Genomic DNA, 22,659 nt, shown 5'->3' with positions numbered 1-22,659 from the left:
CTGCCACCGTATGGGCCGTCATTCGGTGGCAGATCCACCGCTCACCGCGGGTGCTGGTTCTTTCGGTGGCAGATCCACCGCCCGACGGTCAGTAGCGGGCGGTGAAGCCGCCGTCGGCGTTGAGGAGCTGGCCGGAGACCCAGCGGCCGGCGGGCGAGACCAGGAACGCCACGACGTCGGCGATGTCCTGCGGGCGGCCGAGCCGCCCCAGCGGGTGGTACGGAACGAGACCCTCGCGCGTCTCGTCGTCCATCCAGCCGGTGTCGATCGGACCGGGGTTCACGACGTTGGCGGAGATGCCCTGCCCGCCCAGCTCGCGGGCGGCCGAGATGACGATGCGGTCGAGGGCTCCCTTGGACGCGCCGTACGGCAGGTTGCCGGTGGTGTGGTCGCTCGTGAGCGCCACCACCGCTCCCCCGCCGTCGGGGACCTGGCGCGCGAACGCCGCGATGAGCAGCAGGCTCGCGCGAGCGTTCACGGCGACATGACGGTCGAAGCTCTCGGCCGTCGTGTCGAGGATGCCGGACTCCACGCCGTGCGCGTGGCTCAGGACGAGTGCTTCCACCGGGCCCCGTGCCTCCACGACGGCCTCGAGCAGCGCTCCTGGACCATCGGGCGTCGAGAGGTCGGCATCGAAGTCGGTGCCGGCCAGGTCGGACGTCGCGACGTCCCAGCCGTCGGCACGCAGACGCGTCACGATCCCGGCGGCGATGCTGTCGGCGCGGGCGGCGCCGGTGACGAGGGCCAGGGGCACGGGGTCAGCCGAGGCGGGAGGCGACGGTGTCGCAGAGCAGGTCGAGGGTGGCGCGGGCCGGTCCCTCGGGCAGCTGGTGCAGGAGCTCGCGGGCGCGGTCGGCCTCGGCCTGGACGAGCCCGCGGGCCTCCTCGAGGGCCGGGTGCGTACGCAGCGTGGCGATGACCGAGGCCACCGTGTCGTCGTCGTGGATGGGGCCGGACAACAGGCGCACGAGCTCGGCGTCGGCCGGGTCGGTGGAGCGGCGGGCCAGCAGGGTGGGCAGCGTGGGCACGCCCTCGCGCAGGTCGGTGCCGGGCGTCTTGCCGGAGTCCTCGCTGTCGCTCGCGATGTCGAGGATGTCGTCGGCCAGCTGGAAGGCGGCGCCGATGCGCTCGCCGAACTCGGTGAGGAGGTCGATGACTTCCGGCGTGGCACGCGAGGTGAGCGCACCGAAGCGGGCCGAGGTGGCGATCAGGGAGCCGGTCTTGTCGGCCACGACACCGAGGTAGTGCTCGAGCGCGTCCTGGCCGTCGCGCGGACCGATGGTCTCGCGGATCTGGCCGTTGACGAGCCGCGAGAAGGTCTCGGCCTGTAGGCGCACGGCCTCGGGACCGAGGGAGGCCGTGAGGCGGGAGGCCTCGGCGAACAGGTAGTCGCCCACGAGGATGGCCAGCGTGTTGTCCCAGCGGGCGTTGGCGCTGGGCGCACCGCGGCGCACGTCGGCCTCGTCCATGACGTCGTCGTGGTAGAGCGAGGCGAGGTGCGTGAGCTCCACGACGACTGCCGAGGGCACGACGTCGGGGTGCAGCGGGTCGCCGAACTCCGCGGCGAGCAGCACGAGGAGCGGTCGGAAGCGCTTGCCGCCGGCGTCGAGCAGGTGGGCGGCGGCCTCCGCGACGAACGGGTCGGTGCTGTGGACCGTCTCGTGGAGCAGCGTCTCCGCCTTCTCCGAGCCGGCCTGGACGCGCGCCTCGAGGGCGTCGTCGGTGAACGATGCACCGAAGACGGAGCTGCGGGGGCGGGGCGTGGTCACCTCGGGACTCCTCAAGGAATGAACGATGGGGCTAGCGCACGAACGCACCCGCGTGCTGAGCCAGGTCGAGCACGGGCCCTGGGACCAGGCCCAGTGCGACGGTGGCCGCAGCGGATGCGGCGATCACCACGGTAGTCACCCGGCTCGGCGCCGCCACGGTCGGCCCTGGCGCGTCGGTGGGATCGGTGAAGAACATCAGCACGATCACCCGCACGTAGAAGTACGCCGCGACGGCGCTGACGAGCACGCCGACCACGACGAGCGGCCAGTAGCCGCCGGACCAGGCGGCGCTGAAGATGCCCCACTTGCCGATGAAGCCACCCGTGAGGGGGATGCCGGCGAACGACAGCATGAAGAGCGCGAAGCACCCGGCCAGGAAGGGCGACTCCTTGCCCAGTCCGGCCCACCGCGAGAGGTGGGTGGCCTCGCCGCCGGCGTCGCGGACGACGGTGACGATCGCGAACGCACCGATGGACGAGACGCCGTAGACGCTCAGGTAGAAGAGGATGCTCGAGACCGACGTGATGCGGTCCTCGTTGCCGGCGGAGCCGACGTAGGCTCCGGCGAAGCCCACGAGCAGGAAGCCCGCGTGGGCCACCGAGGAGTACGCGAGCATGCGCTTGACGTCGGTCTGGGCGATGGAGACCAGCGCGCCGAGCACCATCGTGATGATCGCGACGACCCAGATGGTGGGTCGCCAGTCCCACTGCGCGCCGCCGAAGGCCACGAAGAAGACCCGCAGGAACGCGATGAACGCCGCCGCCTTGGTGCCGGCGGCCATGAAGGCGGTGACCGGTGTGGGTGCGCCCTGGTAGACGTCGGGCGTCCACTGGTGGAACGGCGCGGCGCCGATCTTGAAGAACATCCCCACCGCGATGAGCGCGATGGCCGCCAGGAGCAGCGGCTGGTCACCGGTGCGGGCGCTCACCGCGAGGTCGATCTCCGCGAGCCCGAAGCTGCCGGAGAACCCGTACGCCAGGGCGGCGCCGTAGAGGAAGAACACCGACGAGAAGGCGCCCAGCAGGAAGTACTTGAGGGCCGCCTCCTGGCTCACGAGACGGCGCCGGCGCGCCAGCCCGCAGAGCAGGTAGAGCGGGAGCGAGAGCACCTCGAGCGCCACGAACATCGTGATGAGGTCGTTGGCCGTGGCGAAGAGCATCATCCCCGACAGCGCGAAGAGCATGAGGGGGAAGACCTCGGTGTGCTCCAGTCCGGCCTCCACGGCCTCGGCCTCTCCGGCCGAGCCGGGTGCGTCGGCCGCGCGGCCGGTGAACGGGCTCAGCCCGTTCTCGAGCCGGCGCTCGGCGAAGAGCCCGAGACTCAGGAGTGCGAAGACCAGCAGGATGCCCCACGTGAAGACGCCGGGTCCGTCGATGCTGAGGGCGCCCTCGAGCGCGACCTGGCCGCGGCCCTCGAGCGAGCTGCCCTGGACGGTGTCGAGCGAGCGGTAGACCCACACGGTGTCGGCCAGGGCCGCCACGACGCCCACGACGGCGACGCCCACCTGGGGCAGGAACCGCTTGCCGCGCGGCAGCACGGCCTCGAGCACGATGCCCACGAGCGCAGCCCCGAGGATGATGAAGACGGGCCCGATGAGCGCGTACTGGATCTCGGGGGCTGCGATGTCGGGCAGGTCGGTGGCGGTGAGGAGCGCGGTGCTGGACATCAGTGCCCCCCTTCCTCGGTCTTGGCCTGCTCACTCACGTCGACGGGTGTCCGTGGCGGCGGGTCGCCCTGGCCGACCTGGGAGATGACCTCGTCGACCGCCGGGTTGATGACGTTGAGCATGGGCTGGGGGTAGAAGCCGAGCCCCACGATGAGCACGAGCGTGGGAGCGAGCGCCGCCACCTCGCGCGAGCCGAGGTCGCGGAAGCCCTCGAGCCCCTCACGCAGCGGCCCGGTCATGACCTTGGCGTACATGATGAGGATGTAGAGCGCCGCGAGCACGATGCCGAGCGTGGCGACCGCCGCGGCCGGGACCGAGCGCGTGAAGGTGCCCGCGAGCACCATGAACTCCGAGACGAACGGCGCGAGCCCGGGCAGCGAGAGGCTCGACAGGCCGGCGACGAGCAGCACGCCCGACATGATGGGCGCCACCTTCTGCACGCCGCCGAAGTCGCCGATGCTGGCCGAGCCCCGCCGGGCGATCATGAGCCCGGTCACGAGGAACAGCGCCGCGGTGGAGAGCCCGTGGTTGAACATGTAGAGCGTCGAACCCGCCGTGGAGACCGTCGTGAAGGCGAAGATGCCCAGGATGATGAAGCCGAAGTGGGAGACCGACGTGAAGGCCACGAGCCGGCGGATGTCGTCCTGGCCGATGGCGCACAGCGCCCCGTAGACGATGCTGATGACGGCGAGCGTGATGACCACGGGGCTCGCCCACTCCGAGGCGCCCGGGAAGACGCCGAGGCACCAGCGCAGCATGCCGAAGGTGCCGATCTTGTCGATGACGCTGACCATCAGGACCGACGTCCCGGGCGTGGCCGACGCCGCGGCGTCGGGCAGCCAGGTGTGGAACGGGAAGAGCGGGGCCTTGATGGCGAACGCCGCCATGAACCCGCAGAACAGCAGCCGCTCCGTCGTGGTGCTCATGTCGACGTTCTGCAGGTCGCTCAGCAGGTACGACGCGTTGCCGTCCTTGGCCGACACGACGTAGAGCCCCACGATCGCGGCCAGCATGAGCAGGCCGCCCACGAGGTTGTAGATGAGGAACTTGACCGCGGCGTACGTGCGCTGCGGGCCGCCGTACGAGCCGATCAGGAAGTAGATCGGGATGAGCGTGGCCTCGAAGAGCACGTAGAAGAGGAACGCGTCGGTGGCCGCGAAGACACCGATCGCGAGGCCCTCGAGGACGAGCATCCAGGCCACGTAGGAGTTGACGCTGCGCCGACCGGGCAACCGGTCGTCCCAGGCCGCGAGCAGCACGACGGGGACCAGGATCGTGGTGAGCAGGATGAGGACGAGCCCGATGCCGTTGACGCCGAGCGAGTACCAGGCGCCGAGCTGCCCGATCCACTCGTGCTTCTCGGTCATCTGGTAGCCGCCGGACTCCACGTCGTACCGCGCCATCACCACGAGGGAGAGGGCCAGGGTGAGCGCGCTGAAGCCGATGGCCACCGCCTTGACGGTGGACGCGTTGGCCGAGCCGCGGGGCAGGCAGGTCACCACGAGGGCGCCGAGGAGCGGCGTGGCCGCCAGGAGGGTGAGGATCATGCGAGCGTCACCGCCAGGAGCGCGACCAGGACGAGGGTGGCACCGGCGAAGATGCCGAGTGCGTAGCTGCGGACCAGCCCGTTCTGCGGCTTGCGCAGGGCCTGGGACGCCTCCCCCAGCCGGTCGGCGAGTCCGGTGACGAAGCCGTCGATCCCCCGTCCGTCGAGGAACACGAGCGTTCGGGTGGTGTGCTGGACGGGTCGCACGACGAGCGCCTCGTTGATCTCGTTGCCGTACATCTCGTGCCGTCCGGCCCGGACGGGCCAGCGGACCTGGGAGTCCAGCGGGGCCACGTCGGCGACGGGCCGACGGCCGTAGGTGAGGTAGGCGAGCGTGGCACCCACCGCCACCACGGCGACGATGATCGCCGACATGGCCAGCGCCGGGATCGCGAGCTCGTGATGCTCGGTGTGTCCGACGACGGGCTCGAGCCAGTCGACGATCCAGTCACCCGCCAGCAGCGCGCCGCCGAGGAGCGACGCGGCGCCGAGGACCATGAGCGGGATCGTCATGACGAGCGGCGACTCGTGCGGGTGCACCTCGTCGCGCCAGCGCTTCTCCCCGAAGAAGGTCATCATCATGAGCCGCGTCATGTAGAACGCGGTGACGCCGGCGCCGAGCAGCGTGCCCAGCCCGACCCAGACGTTGTAGCCGAACGCCGCCTCGATGATCTTGTCCTTGCTGAAGAAGCCGGAGAACCCGGGGAAGCCGATGATCGCGAGGTAGCCCAGCGCGAAGGTGGCGAACGTGATGGGCAGCGACGTGCGGAGCGCGCCGTAGTGCCGCATGTCGACGTCGTCGTCCATGGCGTGCATGACCGAGCCGGCGCCGAGGAACATGTTGGCCTTGAAGAAGCCGTGGGTGATGAGGTGGAAGATCGCGAACGCGTAGCCCGCCGGGCCGAGTCCGGCCGCGAGCATCATGTAGCCGATCTGGCTCATGGTGGAGCCGGCGAGCGCCTTCTTGATGTCGTCCTTGGCGCAGCCGATCCAGGCGCCCACGAGCAGCGTCACGAGACCCACCACGACGACCGCCGTGCGCGCGGCCTCCGAGGCGTCGAAGATGCCGTTGCTGCGCACCACGAGGTAGACGCCGGCCGTGACCATGGTGGCCGCGTGGATGAGGGCCGAGACCGGGGTGGGGCCCTCCATGGCGTCGAGGAGCCAGCTCTGCAGCGGTACCTGCGCGGACTTGCCGCACGCACCCAGCAGGAGGAGCAGGCCCATGGCGGTGGCCACCGAGGTGCTGGCGGACCCGATGGAGGCGTTGACCGACGCGATGTCGGTGGTGCCCAGCTGGGCGAACATCAGCATGATCGCGAGCGCCATGCCGAGGTCACCGACGCGGTTGACGACGAAGGCCTTCTTGGCGGCGGCCGCCGCCGAGGGCTTGTGCTGCCAGAACCCGATGAGCAGGTAGGACGCCAGACCGACGCCCTCCCAGCCCAGGAAGATCACGAGGTAGTCGGCGGCCAGCACCAGCGTCAGCATGGCCGCGACGAAGATGTTGAGGAAGCAGAAGAAGCGGCGACGCCGCTCGTCGTGCGCCATGTACCCGATCGAGTACACGTGGATGAGCGTGCCGACGCCCGTGATGAGCAGCACGAAGAGCGCCGCCAGCGGGTCGTAGTGGTAGGCCATGTCGACGTGGAACGGACCGGCCTCGATCCACGTGAAGAGCACGTGGGTCACGGAGCGGTCGTCGGCGTCGCGGCCGGCCAGCTCGATGAACGCGACGACGCCCAGGACGAAGGAGGCAGCGGAGGCGACGGTGGCCACGAGGTGGCCCCAGGCGTCGGCCTCCTTGCCCCAGACGAGGAGGCCCAAGCCGCTCACGAGGGGGATGGCGACGAGCAGCCACACGAGATCGAGCACGCGTCTATCCCTTCAGCAGGTCGGCGTCGTCGACGGAGGCCGAGCGACGCGTGCGGTAGATGGACACGATGATGGCGAGCCCCACGACGACCTCGGCCGCGGCCACGACCATGACGAAGAACGCCGCGATCTGGCCGTCGAGGTTGCCGTGCTGGTGCGCGAAGGCGACGAGCGCGAGATTGGTGGCGTTGAGCATGAGCTCGATGCACATGAAGACGACGATCGCGTTGCGGCGCACGAGCACGCCCACCGCACCGATCGTGAAGAGGATGAGCGAGAGGCTCAGGTACTCGGTCACTCCTCGACCTCCCGCGGACCGGTGTCGGTGGTGTCGGCGGGATCGACGGGGTCCTTGGCGCCAGGCGCGGGCCGCACCTGGCCGCGGTCGCGCAGGACCTGCGACACCGAGTCGGGTGCCGAGGTGCCGTCGGGCAGGCGGGCGGGCAGGTCGACCGCGTTGTCCCGGGCGTACACGCCGGGCGTGGGCGGGTTGCCGGGGTGGCGACCCGTCTCGGCGTACTCGCGCATGCGGCGCTCGGCGAGCGTGGCCTGCGAGGCCCGGGCCCCGAGGCGCTCACGGTGCGCGAGCACCATGGCGCCGAGGGCGGCCGTGATGAGCAGTGCGCTCGTGAGCTCGAACGCGAGGACGTACGGGCCGAAGAGCAGCTCGGCCAGGCCGAACGGGTTGCCGTTCTCGTTGGCCTGGCCCAGCCCGGTGACGGCACCCGTGACCGTCTGGCCGATGGCGAGCACGGCCACGACGCCGAAGAGCAGGCCCACGACCGTGGCCGCGAGCCGCTGACCCGCGATGGTCTCCTTGAGCGAGTCCGAGGTGTCGACGCCCACGAGCATCAGCACGAACAGGAACAGCATCATGATGGCGCCGGTGTAGACGATGATCTGCACCGCGAACAGGAACGGGGCACCGAGCGCCGCGTACTGCACGGCGAGGCTGATCATGACGACGGCGAGGCACAGGGCCGCGTGCACGGCCTTGCGGGCGAACAGGAGCCCGAGGGCCGCGACCACCATGACGGGGGCAAGGGTCCAGAACGCGGTCATGGGCGCGTGTCCTGGGCCGGGTCCCGCGGCAGACGGGGCAGCGTCTTGCCGGCGTAGTAGTCGTGGTGGTCGTCGCTGATGAGCATGTCGTGCGGCGGCTCGAGCATGCCGGGCAGGAGCGGAGCGAGCAGGTCCTGCTTCTCGTAGATGAGGTCGGCACGGTTGTCGTCGGCCAGCTCGTACTCGTTGGTCATGGTGAGGGCGCGCGTGGGGCACGCCTCGATGCAGAGGCCGCACAGGATGCAGCGCAGGTAGTTGATCTGGTAGACGCGGCCGTAGCGCTCCCCCGGGCTGAAGCGGCCCGAGCCGTCGGCGTCGTCGATGTTGGAGGCGCCCTCGACGTAGATGGCGTCGGCGGGGCACGCCCACGCGCACAGCTCGCAGCCGATGCACTTCTCGAGCCCGTCGGGCCAGCGGTTGAGCTGGTGCCGGCCGTGGAAGCGAGGCGCCGTGGGCACCTTCTCGAACGGGTACTGCTCGGTGACGGTCTTGCGGAACATCGTCCGGAAGGTCACGCCGAAGCCGGCCACCGGATCCCAGAGCGCGCTCATCGCCGCACCTCCTTCTCCCGCTTCTCGCGGGTCGTCGGTCCTTCGGGCATGGGGGGCACGGGGTAGCCGCCGGCGAACGCGTCGGGCTCGGTCGGCTCGACCGGCTCGGGCTCGTCCTTGGACTTCCGCTCGGGCAGCAGGAACGACAGCGCCAGGACGACGCCGGCCGCGACGGCCGCCCAGACGAGCAGCTCCTGGTCGACCGAGCCCTCGCTGCGGAGCTTGCGGATGACGGCGACGGCGATGATCCAGGCCAGCGAGACCGGGATGAGCACCTTCCAGCCGAAGCTCATGAACTGGTCGTAGCGCATGCGCGGCAGCGTGCCGCGCAGCCAGATGAAGATGAAGATGAAGCCCAGCGTCTTGCCGAGGAACCACAGCACCGGCCAGTAGTCCTCGTTGAGCGCGCCGCCCCAGGCCTGGGACAGGCCGAACGGGGCGCGCCAGCCGCCGAGGAACATCGTGGTGGCCAGCGCCGAGACCGTGACCATGTTGACGTACTCGGCGAGGAAGAACAGCGCGAACTTGAGCGACGAGTACTCGGTGTGGAAGCCGCCCACGAGCTCGCCCTCGGCCTCGGGGAGGTCGAAGGGAGCGCGGTTCGTCTCGCCCACCATGGCGATGACGTAGATGACGAACGACGGCAGGAGCGGCAGGAAGTACCAGAGGTCGGTCTGGGCCGCCACGATCTCGCTCGTGGACATGGAGCCCGCGTACATGAAGACCGCCACGAGGGAGAGGCCCATGGCCACCTCGTACGAGATCATCTGGGCGCTGGAGCGCAGGCCGCCGAGCAGCGCGTACGTGGAACCGGACGACCAGCCGGCGAGCACGATGCCGTACACGCCCACCGACGTGACGGCGAGGATGTAGAGCACCGCGACCGGCAGGTCGGTGAGCTGCAGCGGCGTGACGGTGTCGGTGAAGGGGATCTTGGCCTCGGGGCCGAACGGGATGACCGCCCAGGCGAGGAAGGCCGGGATGGTGGCCAGGATGGGTGCGAGGACGTAGACGACCTTGTCGGCCGCCTTGACCACGAGGTCCTCCTTGAGCGCCAGCTTCACGCCGTCGGCGAGGCTCTGCAGCAGGCCGAACGGACCGTGCACGTTGGGACCGATCCGGTGCTGCATGCGGGCCACTACACGACGCTCGAACCAGATGTTGAAGAGCGTGTAGACCACGAGGATCACGAAGATCAGCACGGCCTTGAGCGCGACGACCCAGAACGGCTCGTTGCCGAAGAGCGGGCTCATGCCTGCACCACCTGGGAGGGTCCGGGCTTGAGGGTGACGGCGCTCGCGTGGTCGGCCGACAGGGCCGCGCGCAGGTTGACGCCGGAGTTGCCGGGCGCCCACACGACGCCGTCGGGCAGGTCGTCGACGACGGCGGGGAAGGTGGCCGAGCCGGCCCGGGTGGCGATGGTGGCGGGAGCGCCGTCCTCGATCCCGGCCGCGGCGAGGGTGGCCGCCGAGGCGCGGATGACGGCCGGGCGTGCCGTGGCCCGGTACAGGGCCTGACCGTCCTGGCCGCGTCCGTCGTCGACGAGCTGGCGCCACGTGGAGAGCACGACGGCCCCCTCGGCCGGACCGGCCGGGGACACCGTGGGTGCCGGGGCGCGCTCGCCGTCCCAAGGACCCACCTGCTGCATGAGCGCGGTGGCCTCGTCGGTGGAGCGGAAGCCCAGGGGCCGGCCCATCTCCTCCGCGATGCCGGCCAGGACCCGGACGTCGGTGAGCGAGCCGGCGACGTCGAGCACGCGACCGAAGCGGCGCGGGCGACCCTCCCAGCTGACGAACGTGCCGGACTTCTCGACGGGCGGGGCCACGGGCAGGACGACGTCGGCCAGGGCCGTGACGTCGCTCGCGCGGACCTCGAGGCTCACGACGAACGCCTTCTCGAGCGCGTCGCGCGCGACCTCGGGGTCGGGCAGGTCGTCGACCTCGACGCCACCGACCACCAGGCCACCGAGCTCGCCGACCGTGACGGCCTCGAGGATCGCCTCGAGACCACGACCGGGCTCCGCGGGCCAGGCAGCGACGCCGGGGACGGGGATGGCCGCGACGAGGTCGGCGCGGGCCGCTGCGGAGGACACGGGTCGACCACCGGGCAGCAGGGTGGGCAGGGCGCCCGCCTCCACCGCGCCACGGTCGCCTGCCCGCCGCGGGACCCACGCGAGCCGTGCCGGGCTGGCCGCGGCCGCGCTCAGGGCGCCGGGGACGAGGGCGAGGCGCTCGCCCACGAGCAGGATGTCGGCGGGGCCGAGGTCGAGGTCGGCGATGGCCCGGGCCTCGTCGCCCGGGCGGGTGGCGACCAGCTGGGCGTCGAGCTTGCGGGAGCCGCGCGTGAGGTGCGACGCGATGGTGACGACGCGCGTGCGACCGGCTCGGACCCCCTTGCGCAGGCGCAGGAAGATCATCCCGGCCTCGTCCTCCGGCTCGAGACCGGCCAGGACGACCCGCGGAGCGCGCTCCAGGTCGGTGAACGTCACGTCGGACCGCAGCGCCACCGTGGAGGCCAGGAACGCGGCCTCCTCGTACGAGTGGGCGCGGGCGCGAAAGTCGATGTCGTTGGTGCCAAGGACGGCACGGGCGAAGACGCTGTACGCGAAGGCGTCCTCGGCGGTCAGACGTCCGCCGGGCAGCACACCCACGGAGCCGGCGGCGGCGAGCCCACGGGCAGCGACGGCCAACGCGCCAAGCCACGACGTGGGCACGAGCTCTCCGGACTCGGGGTCGCGCACGAGCGGCGTGCGGAGCCGGTCGGGCTGCTCGGACCACGTGAACGCGAAACGGTCCTTGTCGGTGATCCACTCCTCGTTGACCTCGGGGTCGTCGCCCGCGAGACGGCGCATGACCTTGCCGCGCCGGTGGTCGACACGGATGGCCGAGCCGGAGCTGTCGTGCTCGGCCACCGACGGGGTGGACACGAGGTCGAACGGGCGGGCGCGGAACCGGTAGTCGGCGCTCGTGAGGGCGCCCACGGGGCAGATCTGGATGGTGTTGCCGCTGAAGTAGGAGTGGAACGGTGTCTCGGGACCGATGCCGACCTGCTGCTGGGCGCCGCGCTCCACGAGGGCGATGAAGGGGTCACCCGCGATCTGCTCGGAGAACCGGGTGCAGCGCGCGCACAGCACACAGCGCTCGCGGTCGAGCAGGACCTGCTCGGAGACCGGGTACGGCTTGGGGAACGTGCGCTTGGTCTCGGCGAAGCGGGTCTCGCCCTGGCCGTGGCTCATGGCCTGGTTCTGCAGCGGGCACTCGCCGCCCTTGTCGCACACGGGGCAGTCGAGCGGGTGGTTCACCAGCAGGAGCTCCATGGTGCCGACCTGGGCCTTGGCCGCCACCGCCGACGTCACCTGCGTCTCGACGACCATGCCGGCCGCCACCTCGAGCGTGCAGGATGCCTGCGGCTTGGGGAACCCGCGACCGTTGCCGGCGTCGGGCACCTGCACGAGGCACTGGCGGCACGCACCCACGGGCTCGAGCAGGGGGTGGTCGCAGAAGCGCGGGATCTCGGTGCCCACGAGCTCGGCGGCGCGGATGACGAGCGTGCCCTTCGGCACGCTCACCTCGACACCGTCGATGGTCAGGGTCACGAGCTCGACGGGGACCTGGGTCTCCTGGGAGGCCTCGAGGGTCATCGCGCCACCTCCGGTCGCTGCAGCATGGATGCCTCCGGCGGGTACAGCTCGCGGCTGGGCGCGAGCATGCCCGCCTCGAACTCGTCGCGGAAGTACTGGATGGCCGACGTGATGGGGCTCGTGGCGCCGTCGCCGAGAGCGCAGAAGGAGCGGCCGAGGATGTTGTCGCACAGGTCGAGCAGCAGCTCGATGTCGCCCTCGCGGCCCTGGCCGGCGTCGATGCGCTGGAGCACCTGGACGAGCCACCACGTGCCCTCGCGGCACGGCGTGCACTTGCCGCACGACTCGTGCTTGTAGAACTCGGTCCAGCGCAGGACGCACCGCACGACCGACGTGGTCTGGTCGAAGACCTGAAGCGCCTTGGTGCCCAGCATGGAGCCGGCCGCACCCACGCCCTCGTAGTCGAGCGGGACGTCGAGGTGCTCGGCGGTCAGGAGGGGGGTGGACGAGCCACCCGGGGTCCAGAACTTGAGCCTGGAGCCCTCGCGCATGCCGCCGCCCAGCTCGAGGAGCTCGCGCAGCGTGATGCCGAGCGGCGCCTCGTACTGACCGGGACGGGCGACGTGGCCCGAGAGCGAGTAGAGCGTGTAGCCCTTGCTCTTCTCGGTGCCCATGGAGCCGAACCACTCGATGCCGCCGCTCACGATGCTGGGCACGGAGGCGATGGACTCGACGTTGTTGATGACGGTGGGGCTCGCGTAGAGGCCCTCGACGGCCGGGAACGGCGGGCGCAGCCGGGGCTGGCCGCGGCGGCCCTCGAGCGAGTCGAGGAGAGCCGTCTCCTCGCCGCAGATGTAGGCGCCCGCGCCGGCGTGGATCACGAGGTCGACGGTGCGGCCGGACCCGAGGACGTCGGTCCCGAGGTAGCCGGCCTCGGCGGCCTCGCGGGCGGCGGCGCGCAGGCGGCGCACGACGTGCAGCACCTCGCCGCGCACGTAGATGAAGGCCTTCTCGGCCCGGATGGCCATGGCCGCGATGATGACGCCCTCCACGAGGGTGTGCGGGCTCGCCATCATGAGCGGGATGTCCTTGCACGTGCCCGGCTCGGACTCGTCGGCGTTGACCACGAGGTACTTGGGCTTGCGACCCGCCTCGGTCTCGGGGTCCTGCGGGATGAAGCCCCACTTCATGCCGGTGGGGAAGCCTGCGCCGCCGCGGCCGCGCAGGCCGGAGTCCTTGACGAGCGTGACGATCTCGTCGGGCGTCAGGGTGACGGCCTTGCGCAGGGCGTCGTAGCCTCCCTGCGCCTCGTAGGCCTCGCGCGTCCAGGCGCGGTCGTCGCCCCAGTTGCGGCTCAGGACGGGCGTCAGGGTGTCAGTCATCGGATCCGCCTCCCTTCACGTCGGCGTCGGACTCCTCGGCCACGGTCTCGGACTCGGCCCGCGCGGTGTCGGCCTCGGCGGCCCCGGCCTCGGCCGACTCGGTGGGGACCTCGTTGTCCTTCGAGTCGGCCTGGTCGACGTCGGGTGCCTTCCAGCCGCGCTCGGCGGCGATCTCGAGGCCCGCGAGCGACGGCCCGGCGGCTGCGGGGCCCTCGTCGACGCGTCCGTCCTCGAACCCGGCGAGCACGCGCTCGGCCTCGCGCCAGCTCGTGATGGTGGCCCCGCGCGTGGCGGTGACCGTGTCGCCGGACCGCAGCCGGTCGACGAGCTCGACGGCGGACTCCGGCGTCTGCTGGTCGAAGAACTCCCAGTTCACGGTGAGCACGGGGGCGAAGTCGCACGCGGCGTTGCACTCGATGTGCTCGAGCGTGACCTTGCCGTCGGCCGTGGTCTCGTCGTTGCCGACCTCGAGGTGGTCCTTGAGGCGCTCGAAGATGGCGTCGCCGCCCATGACGGCGCACAGCGTGTTGGTGCAGACGCCCACGTGGTGGTCGCCCATGGGGCGGCGCTTGTACATCGTGTAGAAGGTGGCGACGCCCGAGACCTCGGCCGCCGAGAGGCCGAGCAGCGCGGCGCACGTCTCGATGCCCTCGGTCGTGACGCTGCCCTGGACGGACTGCACGAGGTGCAGCATGGGCAGGAGTGCCGAGCGGGCCTGCGGGTAGCGGCCCATGAGCTCCTGGAGCTCGGCGACGGTCTCGGCGGGGAGCGTGGCGGCTCCGCTGACCTGCTCGCTCATCGGTCGACACCACCCATCACGGGATCGATGCTGGCGATGGCGACGATGACGTCGGAGATCATGGATCCCTCGCTCATGATCGAGGTGCCCTGCAGGTTCACGAAGGACGGGTCGCGGAAGTGCACCCGGTACGGCCGGTTGCCGCCGTCGGAGACGGCGTGGCAGCTGATCTCGCCGCGCGGCGCCTCGATGGACGCGTACGACTGGCCGGGCGGCACGCGGAAGCCCTCGGTGACGATCTTGAAGTGGTGGATGAGCGCCTCCATGGACTCGCCCATGATGTGCTTGATGTGCTCGACCGAGTTGCCCTGGCCGTCGCCGCCGACGGACAGCTGCGAGGGCCACGCGATCTTGGGGTCGGCCACCATGACCGGATCGCCCTGGGACTCGGCGAGACGGTCGACGGCCTGCTCGACGATGCGCAGGGACTCCCACATCTCCTCCAGGCGCACCCGGAACCGGCCGTAGGCGTCGGGCTCGTCCCACGTGACGACGTCGAAGTCGTACGTGTCGTAGCCCCAGTAGGGCTGCTTCTTGCGCAGGTCCCAGTCGTAGCCGGTGGCCCGCAGCACGGGACCGGTGAGGCCGAGGGCGAGGCAGCCGGCGAGGTCGAGGTGACCGATCCCCTTGAGCCGGCCCTTGAAGATGGGGTTGGCGTTGCAGAGCGCCGCGTACTCGGGCAGGCGCTTCTTCAGCAGGCTCAGCGTCTCGCGGATCTTCTCGACGGCACCGTACGGCAGGTCCTGGGCCACGCCGCCGGGCCGGAAGTAGGCGTGGTTCATGCGCAGGCCGGAGATGAGCTCGAAGAGGTCGAGGATGAGCTCGCGGTCGCGGAACCCGCACGTCATGACGGTGAGGGCACCGATCTCCATGCCACCCGTGGCGATGCAGACCAGGTGCGAGCTGATGCGGTTGAGCTCGAGCATGAGGACGCGGATGGCCTGCGCCCGCTCGGGCACCTCGATGTCGAGGAGCTTCTCCACGGCGGCGACGTAGGCGGCCTCGTTGCTGAAGGGGGCGACGTAGTCCATCCGCGTGCAGAACGTGACGCCCTGCGTCCAGGTGCGGAACTCCATGTTCTTCTCGATGCCGGTGTGCAGGTAGCCGATGCCGGGGCGGGCATCGGTGACCGTCTCGCCGTCGATCTCGAGCACGAGGCGGAGCACGCCGTGCGTGGAGGGGTGCTGGGGTCCCATGTTGATGACGATGCGGTCGCCCTCGACAGCCGAGGAGTCGATCGTGTCCCAGTCCTGGCCGGTGACCGTGAAGACCGGGCCGGTGGGGCTGTCAGTGGTGCCCGCGTAGGGGTCGGTGGTGGTCATGAGTAGCTCCTCCGCGTCTCGGGGGGTGCGGTGGTGCCGCCCTTGTACTCCACCGGGATGCCTCCGAGCCCCCCGCGAGCGCAGCGAGCGGAATGACGGAGTGTCCGGACTGGCCGCTGGGCGGTGATCACGAGTAGCTCCTTCGCGTCTCGGGGGGCGCCGTGGTGCCGCCCTTGTACTCGACGGGGATGCCGCCCAGCGGGTAGTCCTTGCGCTGGGGGTGACCGTTCCAGTCGTCGGGCATGAGGATGCGCGTGAGCGCGGGGTGGCCGTCGAAGACGAGGCCGAACATGTCGTAGGTCTCGCGCTCGTGCCAGTCGGCGGTGGGGTAGACGGACACGACGCTGGGCACGTGCGGGTCGGCGTCGGGGGCGGTGACCTCGAGGCGGATCCGGCGGTTGTGGGTCATGGAGAGCAGGTGGTAGACCGCGTGGAGCTCGCGGCCCTCCTCGTGCGGGAAGTGCACGCCGCTGACGCCCGAGCAGAGCTCGAACCGGAGGGCCGGGTCGTCGCGCAGGTGCTGCGCGGTGGCCACGAGGGCGGCGCGGCGGATGAAGAACGTGACCTCGCCGTGGTCGACGACGACCTTCTCGATGGCGTCGGGGACCTCCTCGAGCTTGACCGCGACGTCGTCGAACCAGCCGCCGTACGGCTTGGCGCTCGCGCCCGGCATGGCCACGGGGCGCGTGAGGCCGCCGTAGCCGCTCGTGTCGCCGGTGCCGTGGACGCCGAACATGCCCTCGCGGACAGCCACGACCTCGAGGGTGGTGCGGTCCAGAGGAGACGGCGTGGCCGGGACGTCGGCGCCGTCCGCCGCCCGCGACCCGGCACCCCCGCCGGCTGTCTCGTCGCTCATCGCATGAGGCCCTTCATGGCCGACGTCGGCAGCGCGGTGAGGGCGGCTGCCTCCTGCTCCTCGATCTCGGCCAGTCGGTGGGCGCCCAGCTTGGTGTGCTGGACCTTGTCGTGGAGCTTCAGCACGGCGTCGATCAGCATCTCCGGACGCGGCGGGCAGCCCGGGAGGTACATGTCGACCGGCACGACGTGGTCGACGCCCTGGACGATGGCGTAGTTGTTGAACATGCCGCCCGAGCTGGCGCACACGCCCATGGCCAGCACGTACTTGGGCTCGGCCATCTGGTCGTAGATCTGGCGCAGGACGGGCGCCATCTTGTTGCTCACGCGGCCGGCCACGATCATGAGGTCGGCCTGGCGCGGGCTGGGTCGGAAGACCTCCATGCCGAAGCGCGAGGAGTCGAACCGCGGGGCGCCGAACGTCATCATCTCGATGGCGCAGCACGCGAGCCCGAAGGTGGCGGGCCAGAACGAGGCCTTGCGCATGTATCCCGCGAGGCCCTCCACGGTGGACAGCAAGACACCACTGGGCAGTTTTTCCTCAATTCCCACGTCGGCCCCTCCTCGGTCCGTCGTGCTCCTGCGCGTCTGCGCGGGAGTCGGGCCCGACGCGGGGCCCCGAACGTGCAGTGCTGGATCGTTCCTTCGCTGCGCTCAGTCCCATTCCAGGCCTCCTCGGCGCCAGACGTAGGCGTACGCGATGAACACGGTCGCCATGAACAGGAACATCTCCACGAGCGCGAACCAGCCGAGCGAGTCGAACGCCACGGCGAACGGGTAGAGGAAGATGATCTCGATGTCGAAGACGATGAACAGCATCGCGATGATGAAGTAGCGGATCGACACCTTGCCGCCACCGTCGGGCAGCGGGCTGGGCTGGATGCCCGACTCGTAGCGGTCGAGCTTGGCGCGGTTGTAGCGCTTGGGTCCGGTGAACGGGGCGATGCCCACGCTCATGATCGCGAACCCGGCAGCCAGCACTCCGAGCACGAGGATCGGGGTGTAGACGTTCACAGCACCTCCTGGGCCGCTGGCGATCGTGCGCTTGTGAAAGCGTTCACAACGTGACGCGGGTCTCACCCTACGCCTGCCCCGGGGCGCTTGTAACTTAGGTCACACTAAGGTGACCGGAAGGATGGAACCGATGCAGCGGATCCTCGTCGCGGGGACCACCGGGACAGGCAAGACGACCGTCGCGAGAACCGTCGCGGAGCGGCTCGACCTGCCTCGCACCGAGCTCGACGCGCTCTTCCACGGACCGGGCTGGACGCCGCGTCCGGAGTTCCTCGACGAGGTGCGCGCGCTGGCGGCGTCGGAGCGCTGGGTGACCGAGTGGCAGTACCCGGCCGCCCGTCCCCTGCTCGCCGCGCGCGCCGAGCTGATCGTGTGGCTCGACCTCCCGGTGCGCGTCACGATGCGGCGGCTCGTGCGGCGCACCGTCCGACGTCGGCTCCGGCGCGAGGAGCTGTGGAACGGCAACCTCGAGGCGCCGCTGTGGACCGTGCTCACCGACGACGACCACGTCGTGCGCTGGGCCTGGAGCACGCGGCACCTGCTCGCCGAGCTCGTGCCCGCGGCGCAGCGCGAGCACCCCCACCTCGAGGTGGTGCGCCTGCGCACCCAGCGCGCCGTCGACGCCTGGCTCGCCACCCTCTGACCCCCCAGGTCGGTTTACCACGGGGTGTTGGTAAACCGACCCATCCCTACGGAAGCTTCCGTAGGGATGGGTCAGGTTGCCGAGGGGAGGACGGTTTACGTAGTTACCGTGGTAAACCGACCTCGGGGCGAAGGGGTCAGGCGGGCTTGGTGGAGTGGTGGAGAGCCACGATGCCGCCGGAGAGGTTGTGCCAGTCGACCTTGCCCCAGCCGGCCTCGACCATGCGGAGCGCGAGGCCCTTCTGGTCGGGCCAGGCACGGATGGACTCCGCGAGGTAGACGTACGAGGCCGGGTTGGACGACACCTTGCGGGCCACCGGCGGCAGCGCCTTCATGAGGTAGTTGGTGTAGACCGCACGGAACGGCGCCCACGTGGGAGCGCTGAACTCGCACACCACGATGCGGCCCCCCGGCTTGGTGACGCGCAGGAGCTCGCGCAGGCCCTGGACCGGGTCGTGGATGTTGCGGAGCCCGAAGCTGATGGTCACGGCGTCGAACGACTCGTCGCGGAACGGCAGCGACATGCCGTCGCCCGCCGTGAACGGCAGGTGCGGCAGCTGCTTCTTGCCGACCTCGAGCATCCCCAGGGAGAAGTCGCACGGCACGACGGTGGCGCCGGCGGCCCGGAACGGCTGGCTCGAGGTGCCCGTGCCGGCCGCCAGGTCGAGCACGGTCTCGCCCGGCCGCGGGGCGACGAGATCGACGACGCGCTTGCGCCACCGACGGTCCTGGCCCAGGGAGAGGACGTCGTTGGTGATGTCGTACCGCTGTGCGACGTCGTCGAACATGCGGGCGACGTCTCGGGGTTGCTTGTCCAGTCCGGCGCGGCTCACCTGTTCAGCGTAGGCCCCACCGCCTCACGAGAGCCCGGTAGGCTCGACAGGTGACTGAAGCCGGACTCGATCCCTCGGCGGCGCCGCTGGTGGCGCGGACCCGGCGCATCGACGACGCAGGCGACCTCGTCGCGCTGCTCCCGCCGCTCGACGACCCCGTCGCGTGGGTGCACCACGGCGACGGTCTCGTCGGCTGGGGTCGTGCCGCCGTCCTGGAGACCTCCGGGCCGGGACGTTTCGCCGAGGCCGACGCCTGGTGGCGCGAGCTGGCCGCACGCAGCGTCGTGCGCGACGAGGTGGGCGTCCCCGGCAGCGGCCTCGTGGCGTTCGGCACCTTCACCTTCGACGACGACGCCACCGGATCCCTCCTGGTCGTTCCCGAGGTGGTGGTCGGCCGCCGCGACGGCACCAGCTGGGTCACGGTCATCGGCACCTCCCTGGGCAGCGCTCCCCCGCTGGAGCCCGCCTCCGAGCCCCGCCGGACCGGCCCTGTCACCTTCACCGACGCCGAGGTCGACGCCGATGCGTGGACCGACGTCGTGGCCGCCGCCGTGAGCCGCATCCAGTCCGGACAGCTCGACAAGGTCGTGCTCTCCCGTGCTGTCGACGCCACCCTCGACGCCCCGCTCGACGTCCGCGCCCCGCTGGGCCGGCTGGCTCGCGACTACCCCGGCTGCTGGACGTTCCACGTCGACGGCTTCTTCGGTGCCACGCCGGAGATGCTCGTACGGCTCGAGCGCGGCCTGGTCACGTCACGCGTGCTGGCCGGGACCATCCGGCGCACCGGCGACGACGAGCGCGACCTCGCCCTCGCCGGGTCGCTGGCCCGCTCGAGCAAGGACCTCGAGGAGCACGAGTACGCCGTGCGCTCGGTCGTCGACGCGCTCACCCCGCACTGCTCCAGCACCAACGTGCCCGAGTCGCCGTACGTGCTGCACCTGCCCAACGTCATGCACCTCGCGACCGACGTCACCGCGGTCATCCGCGACGAGACCACCGCCCTCACCCTGGCTGCCGCCCTGCACCCGTCGGCCGCGGTCGGCGGCACGCCCACGGACGAGGCCGTCCGCCTGATCCGCGAGATCGAGGGCCTCGAGCGTGGCCGGTACGCCGGACCCGTCGGCTGGATCGGGGCGTCGGGCGACGGCGAGTGGGGCATCGGGCTGCGCGCGGCCCAGGTCGCGATCGACGGGGAACGCGTCCGGCTCTTCGCGGGCTGCGGCATCGTGGCCGACTCCAGGCCCGCCGACGAGCTGGCCGAGTCGCGCGCCAAGCTCATCCCGGTCATCGACGCGCTGCGCTGAGCCTCGACCGGTCGGGCTCGGGACGTCAGCGGTAGACGTCGGCCTCGAGCGACTCGCCCATGATGCGGGCGGCGAGCAGGCGGTGCAGACCGTCGAGGTGCCACAGGCCGGCGTCGCGGCCGGCGTCGGTGATGCGGGCCGCCTTGAGCTGCTCACCCGCCTCGAGCTGCTCGAGGTAGTAGCTCACCTTGGCCACGCCCACGTGCTCCTGCGGCGTCATGACGACGGTGTGGGGCGTGAGGACCATGGTCTCCCCCGCCCGCTTCACGTTGCTCTGGTCCTTGAGCTTGAGCGGGCCGGCGAACACGACGGCGAGCCACAGCAGCCGTCGCGTGCTCACCACCTTGGCGTCACCGGCCATGCGCAGGAACTCGTCGAGACGCTCCTGCGAGGAGTCGTCGAGGTCGGTGGGCGGGGCCGCGAGCTTGGGGCCGAGCCGGGGCAGCCTGACCATCAGGGGCCGTCCACGGGGAGCAACGAGGGGCGACGGGCGCTGAGCGAGTCGCCGGAGGACGTCCCCGTGAGCCGGCGCTTCACCCACGGCGCCGCGTGCGCACGGGCCCATGCCAGGTTGGCTGCGCGACGCTCGGCAGCCGTGAGCCGGGCCAGGGGCGGCAGCGGGAGGGGCTCGAGACGGTGCCGGACCCCCAGGGCGTCGAGGACGGCCACGGCCATGCGCTGGTGGCCGACCGACGACATGTGCATGCGGTCGACGTCCCAGAACCGATCGTCGCGGTAGTCACGCAGGCGCCAGAAGTCGACCAGCGTGGCGTCGTGGCGCTCGGCCACCTGCCGCACCAGCTCGTTGTAGACGGCAAACCGGCCCCGCAGGGCACCGAAGACCGGCGCGCCCCCGGGGTCGTAGGCCGTGAACATCACGACGTGGGCGCCGGCGGCGTGCAGCCGCCCCACGGCCCGGTCGTACGCCTCGACCAGCCGGTCGATGTCGATCCGCGGACGGAGCACGTCGTTGGCCCCCGCGTAGATGCTCACGAGGTCGGGCTGCAGGGCGAGCGCGGGCTCCAGCTGCTCGTCGATGATGGGGAGCAGCTTGCGGCCGCGGATCGCGAGGTTGGCGTACGAGAAGTCATCGACCTGGCCGTCGAGCACCTCGGCCACCCGGTCGGCCCAGCCCCGCACGCCGTTGGGACGCGTGGGGTCGTGGTCGCCGACTCCTTCGGTGAAGGAGTCCCCGAGCGCCACGTACCGGTGGAAAGTCACGTGCCCAGATTAGGCCAGGAGTCTTCCTCGCACCCTCAGACGACGTCCTCCAGGGCGTCGGCCAGGTGACGCCCGATCTCGAGGGCGGCCGTCGCTGCGGGGGACGGAGCATTCAGGACGTGAAGCTGCCGCGGACCACGACGCACGAGGAAGTCGTCGACGAGGGCCCCGCTGCGGTCGACGGCCTGGGCGCGGACACCGGCCTGCGCGGGCACGAGGTCGGTGGCGGTGAGCTCGGGCACGAGCTCCTGGAGGCTGCTCAGGAAGCGCTTCCGCGAGAGCGATCGCGCGACCTCGTCGACCCCCGTGCGCCACCACGAGCGGGCGAGCCGCCACGTGCCCGGCCAGCCGGCCAGGTCGGCGACGTCGCGCGCCCGGACGGTGCCCCACGTGTAGCCCTCACGGGCCAGGGCCAGGACGGCGTTCGGGCCGGCGTGCACCGTGCCGTCGAACATGCGGGTCAGGTGCACCCCGAGGAACGGCAGGTCGGGGTCCGGGACGGGGTAGACGAGCCCCTTCACGAGGTGGGCAGCGTGCGGCGTGAGCTCGAGGTACTCACCGCGGAACGGGACGATGCGCACGCCGGGGTCGACGCCGGCCAGCCGGGCGACGCGGTCGCTCTGCAGACCGGCGCAGGCCACGAGGTGGTCGGCACGGAAGACCCCCGACGAGGTCTGCACCACGACCCCCGACGCGTCGGCCCGGACCTCCTCGACCACGGCGCCCAGCACGAGCTCCCCGCCACCGTCGACGACGAGGTCGGCCAGGACGCGGCAGACGCCCACGTAGTCGACGACGGCCGTGGAGTCCACCCGGATGGCGGCGACACCGGCCACGTGCGGCTCCCGCTCCCGGAGCTCGCCCGGGTCCACGCGACGGCACGGGACACCGTTGGCCACGCCGCGGCGGAGCAGCTCCTCGAGGGCCGGGAGCTGCGCCGGACCGGTGGCCACGACCAGCTTGCCGCACCGGTCGACCGTGACGCCGTGCTGGCGGGCGAAGTCGGTCATGGACGTCGCACCCGCCGTCCCGAGCCGCGCCTTGAGCGAGCCGGGCGCGTAGTACAGCCCCGAGTGCACGACCCCCGAGTTGTGACCGGTCTGGTGCGCCGCGAGACGGTCCTCCTTGTCGAGGACCGTGACGTGGTGGCCGCGCCGGGTCAGCTCGTGGGCGGTCGCGAGGCCGACGATGCCGGCGCCCACGACCACCACGTGCTGACTCACGGGGCCAGCCTGCCA

General features: G+C 71.2%; 22 protein-coding genes. 2 read left to right on the top strand and 20 right to left on the bottom strand.

Annotated elements, in window-relative coordinates; genetic code table 11:
• Positions 1 to 88: 88 nt before the first annotated feature.
• The 16 genes from ASD11_RS02315 to ASD11_RS02240 form a co-directional block, all read right to left on the bottom strand.
• Positions 89 to 754, bottom strand: coding sequence for an SDR family oxidoreductase (locus tag ASD11_RS02315; RefSeq protein ID WP_056282746.1), 666 nt, complete (start codon positions 752 to 754; stop codon positions 89 to 91).
• A gap of 4 nt (positions 755 to 758) precedes the next feature.
• The gene (locus ASD11_RS02310; protein ID WP_056282743.1) at positions 759 to 1,769 is read right to left on the bottom strand and encodes a polyprenyl synthetase family protein; all 1,011 of its coding nucleotides are present in this window, start codon (positions 1,767 to 1,769) and stop codon (positions 759 to 761) included.
• Between the two features lie 31 nt (positions 1,770 to 1,800).
• The gene (gene nuoN / locus ASD11_RS02305) at positions 1,801 to 3,435 is read right to left on the bottom strand and encodes an NADH-quinone oxidoreductase subunit NuoN (RefSeq protein ID WP_056282740.1); all 1,635 of its coding nucleotides are present in this window, start codon (positions 3,433 to 3,435) and stop codon (positions 1,801 to 1,803) included.
• Positions 3,435 to 4,982, bottom strand: coding sequence for an NADH-quinone oxidoreductase subunit M (locus ASD11_RS02300; protein WP_056282737.1), 1,548 nt, complete (start codon positions 4,980 to 4,982; stop codon positions 3,435 to 3,437). The genes nuoN and ASD11_RS02300 overlap by 1 nt, the downstream gene beginning before the upstream one ends.
• Entirely contained in the window at positions 4,979 to 6,856 is a 1,878-nt protein-coding gene (gene nuoL, locus ASD11_RS02295) for an NADH-quinone oxidoreductase subunit L (protein ID WP_056282731.1), read from the bottom strand. Before nuoL ends, ASD11_RS02300 begins: the two co-directional genes overlap by 4 nt.
• 4 nt (positions 6,857 to 6,860) lie before the next feature.
• Positions 6,861 to 7,154 (bottom strand): NADH-quinone oxidoreductase subunit NuoK, encoded by a 294-nt coding sequence (gene nuoK, locus ASD11_RS02290; RefSeq protein ID WP_056282728.1) that lies wholly within the window; start codon positions 7,152 to 7,154, stop codon positions 6,861 to 6,863.
• Positions 7,151 to 7,918 carry an NADH-quinone oxidoreductase subunit J gene (locus ASD11_RS02285; protein WP_082554107.1) on the bottom strand — a complete coding sequence of 256 codons (768 nt, stop codon included), beginning with the start codon at positions 7,916 to 7,918 and terminating at the stop codon, positions 7,151 to 7,153. Before ASD11_RS02285 ends, nuoK begins: the two co-directional genes overlap by 4 nt.
• Complete coding sequence (nuoI, locus tag ASD11_RS02280; RefSeq protein WP_056282723.1) at positions 7,915 to 8,469, bottom strand: NADH-quinone oxidoreductase subunit NuoI; 555 nt, start codon at positions 8,467 to 8,469, stop codon at positions 7,915 to 7,917. The genes ASD11_RS02285 and nuoI overlap by 4 nt, the downstream gene beginning before the upstream one ends.
• Positions 8,466 to 9,722: an NADH-quinone oxidoreductase subunit NuoH gene (gene nuoH / locus ASD11_RS02275; protein WP_056282720.1), complete on the bottom strand. Its 1,257-nt coding sequence runs from the start codon at positions 9,720 to 9,722 to the stop codon at positions 8,466 to 8,468. The genes nuoI and nuoH overlap by 4 nt, the downstream gene beginning before the upstream one ends.
• On the bottom strand, positions 9,719 to 12,109 hold the full coding sequence (locus ASD11_RS02270; RefSeq protein WP_056282718.1) for an NADH-quinone oxidoreductase subunit G: 2,391 nt from the start codon (positions 12,107 to 12,109) through the stop codon (positions 9,719 to 9,721). Before ASD11_RS02270 ends, nuoH begins: the two co-directional genes overlap by 4 nt.
• Positions 12,106 to 13,431, bottom strand: a complete 1,326-nt coding sequence (gene nuoF, locus ASD11_RS02265) for an NADH-quinone oxidoreductase subunit NuoF (RefSeq protein ID WP_056282715.1) — start codon at positions 13,429 to 13,431, stop codon at positions 12,106 to 12,108. The genes ASD11_RS02270 and nuoF overlap by 4 nt, the downstream gene beginning before the upstream one ends.
• On the bottom strand, positions 13,424 to 14,230 hold the full coding sequence (nuoE, locus tag ASD11_RS02260) for an NADH-quinone oxidoreductase subunit NuoE (protein ID WP_056282712.1): 807 nt from the start codon (positions 14,228 to 14,230) through the stop codon (positions 13,424 to 13,426). The genes nuoF and nuoE overlap by 8 nt, the downstream gene beginning before the upstream one ends.
• On the bottom strand, positions 14,227 to 15,552 hold the full coding sequence (locus ASD11_RS02255) for an NADH-quinone oxidoreductase subunit D (RefSeq protein WP_056282710.1): 1,326 nt from the start codon (positions 15,550 to 15,552) through the stop codon (positions 14,227 to 14,229). The genes nuoE and ASD11_RS02255 overlap by 4 nt, the downstream gene beginning before the upstream one ends.
• A 127-nt stretch (positions 15,553 to 15,679) precedes the next feature.
• Positions 15,680 to 16,408, bottom strand: a complete 729-nt coding sequence (locus tag ASD11_RS02250) for an NADH-quinone oxidoreductase subunit C (protein WP_056282705.1) — start codon at positions 16,406 to 16,408, stop codon at positions 15,680 to 15,682.
• On the bottom strand, positions 16,405 to 16,959 hold the full coding sequence (locus tag ASD11_RS02245) for a NuoB/complex I 20 kDa subunit family protein (RefSeq protein WP_056282702.1): 555 nt from the start codon (positions 16,957 to 16,959) through the stop codon (positions 16,405 to 16,407). Before ASD11_RS02245 ends, ASD11_RS02250 begins: the two co-directional genes overlap by 4 nt.
• Before the next feature lie 102 nt (positions 16,960 to 17,061).
• Positions 17,062 to 17,421: an NADH-quinone oxidoreductase subunit A gene (locus ASD11_RS02240; RefSeq protein WP_056282699.1), complete on the bottom strand. Its 360-nt coding sequence runs from the start codon at positions 17,419 to 17,421 to the stop codon at positions 17,062 to 17,064.
• A 130-nt stretch (positions 17,422 to 17,551) separates the two neighbouring features.
• Here ASD11_RS02240 and ASD11_RS02235 point away from each other — a divergent pair, with 130 nt between their 5' ends.
• Entirely contained in the window at positions 17,552 to 18,064 is a 513-nt protein-coding gene (locus ASD11_RS02235; protein ID WP_200940037.1) for an AAA family ATPase, read from the top strand.
• A 136-nt stretch (positions 18,065 to 18,200) separates the two neighbouring features.
• Here ASD11_RS02235 and ASD11_RS02230 read toward each other — a convergent pair whose 3' ends face one another.
• Positions 18,201 to 18,896 carry a demethylmenaquinone methyltransferase gene (locus ASD11_RS02230; protein ID WP_056282695.1) on the bottom strand — a complete coding sequence of 232 codons (696 nt, stop codon included), beginning with the start codon at positions 18,894 to 18,896 and terminating at the stop codon, positions 18,201 to 18,203.
• Positions 18,897 to 18,946: 50 nt separating this feature from the next.
• Between ASD11_RS02230 and ASD11_RS02225 the strand changes: the two genes are divergently transcribed.
• Positions 18,947 to 20,200 (top strand): isochorismate synthase, encoded by a 1,254-nt coding sequence (locus tag ASD11_RS02225; RefSeq protein ID WP_056282693.1) that lies wholly within the window; start codon positions 18,947 to 18,949, stop codon positions 20,198 to 20,200.
• A 25-nt stretch (positions 20,201 to 20,225) separates the two neighbouring features.
• Here the strand turns inward: ASD11_RS02225 and ASD11_RS02220 are convergent, their stop codons facing one another.
• Genes ASD11_RS02220 through lhgO form a run of 3 tightly spaced genes read right to left on the bottom strand, consistent with a single transcriptional unit; the run spans position 20,226 to position 22,644 of the window.
• Positions 20,226 to 20,654, bottom strand: coding sequence for a hypothetical protein (locus tag ASD11_RS02220; protein ID WP_056282690.1), 429 nt, complete (start codon positions 20,652 to 20,654; stop codon positions 20,226 to 20,228).
• On the bottom strand, positions 20,654 to 21,421 hold the full coding sequence (locus ASD11_RS02215; protein ID WP_056282688.1) for an SGNH/GDSL hydrolase family protein: 768 nt from the start codon (positions 21,419 to 21,421) through the stop codon (positions 20,654 to 20,656). Before ASD11_RS02215 ends, ASD11_RS02220 begins: the two co-directional genes overlap by 1 nt.
• 35 nt (positions 21,422 to 21,456) lie before the next feature.
• Positions 21,457 to 22,644 (bottom strand): L-2-hydroxyglutarate oxidase, encoded by a 1,188-nt coding sequence (gene lhgO, locus ASD11_RS02210; RefSeq protein WP_056282686.1) that lies wholly within the window; start codon positions 22,642 to 22,644, stop codon positions 21,457 to 21,459.
• Positions 22,645 to 22,659 lie beyond the last annotated feature (15 nt).

The organism is Aeromicrobium sp. Root495 (assembly GCF_001426755.1).
GTDB lineage: Bacteria > Actinomycetota > Actinomycetes > Propionibacteriales > Nocardioidaceae > Aeromicrobium.
The sequence above is the reverse complement of the archived record's forward strand: the minus strand, read 5'-3'. Positions and strand labels throughout refer to the sequence as shown.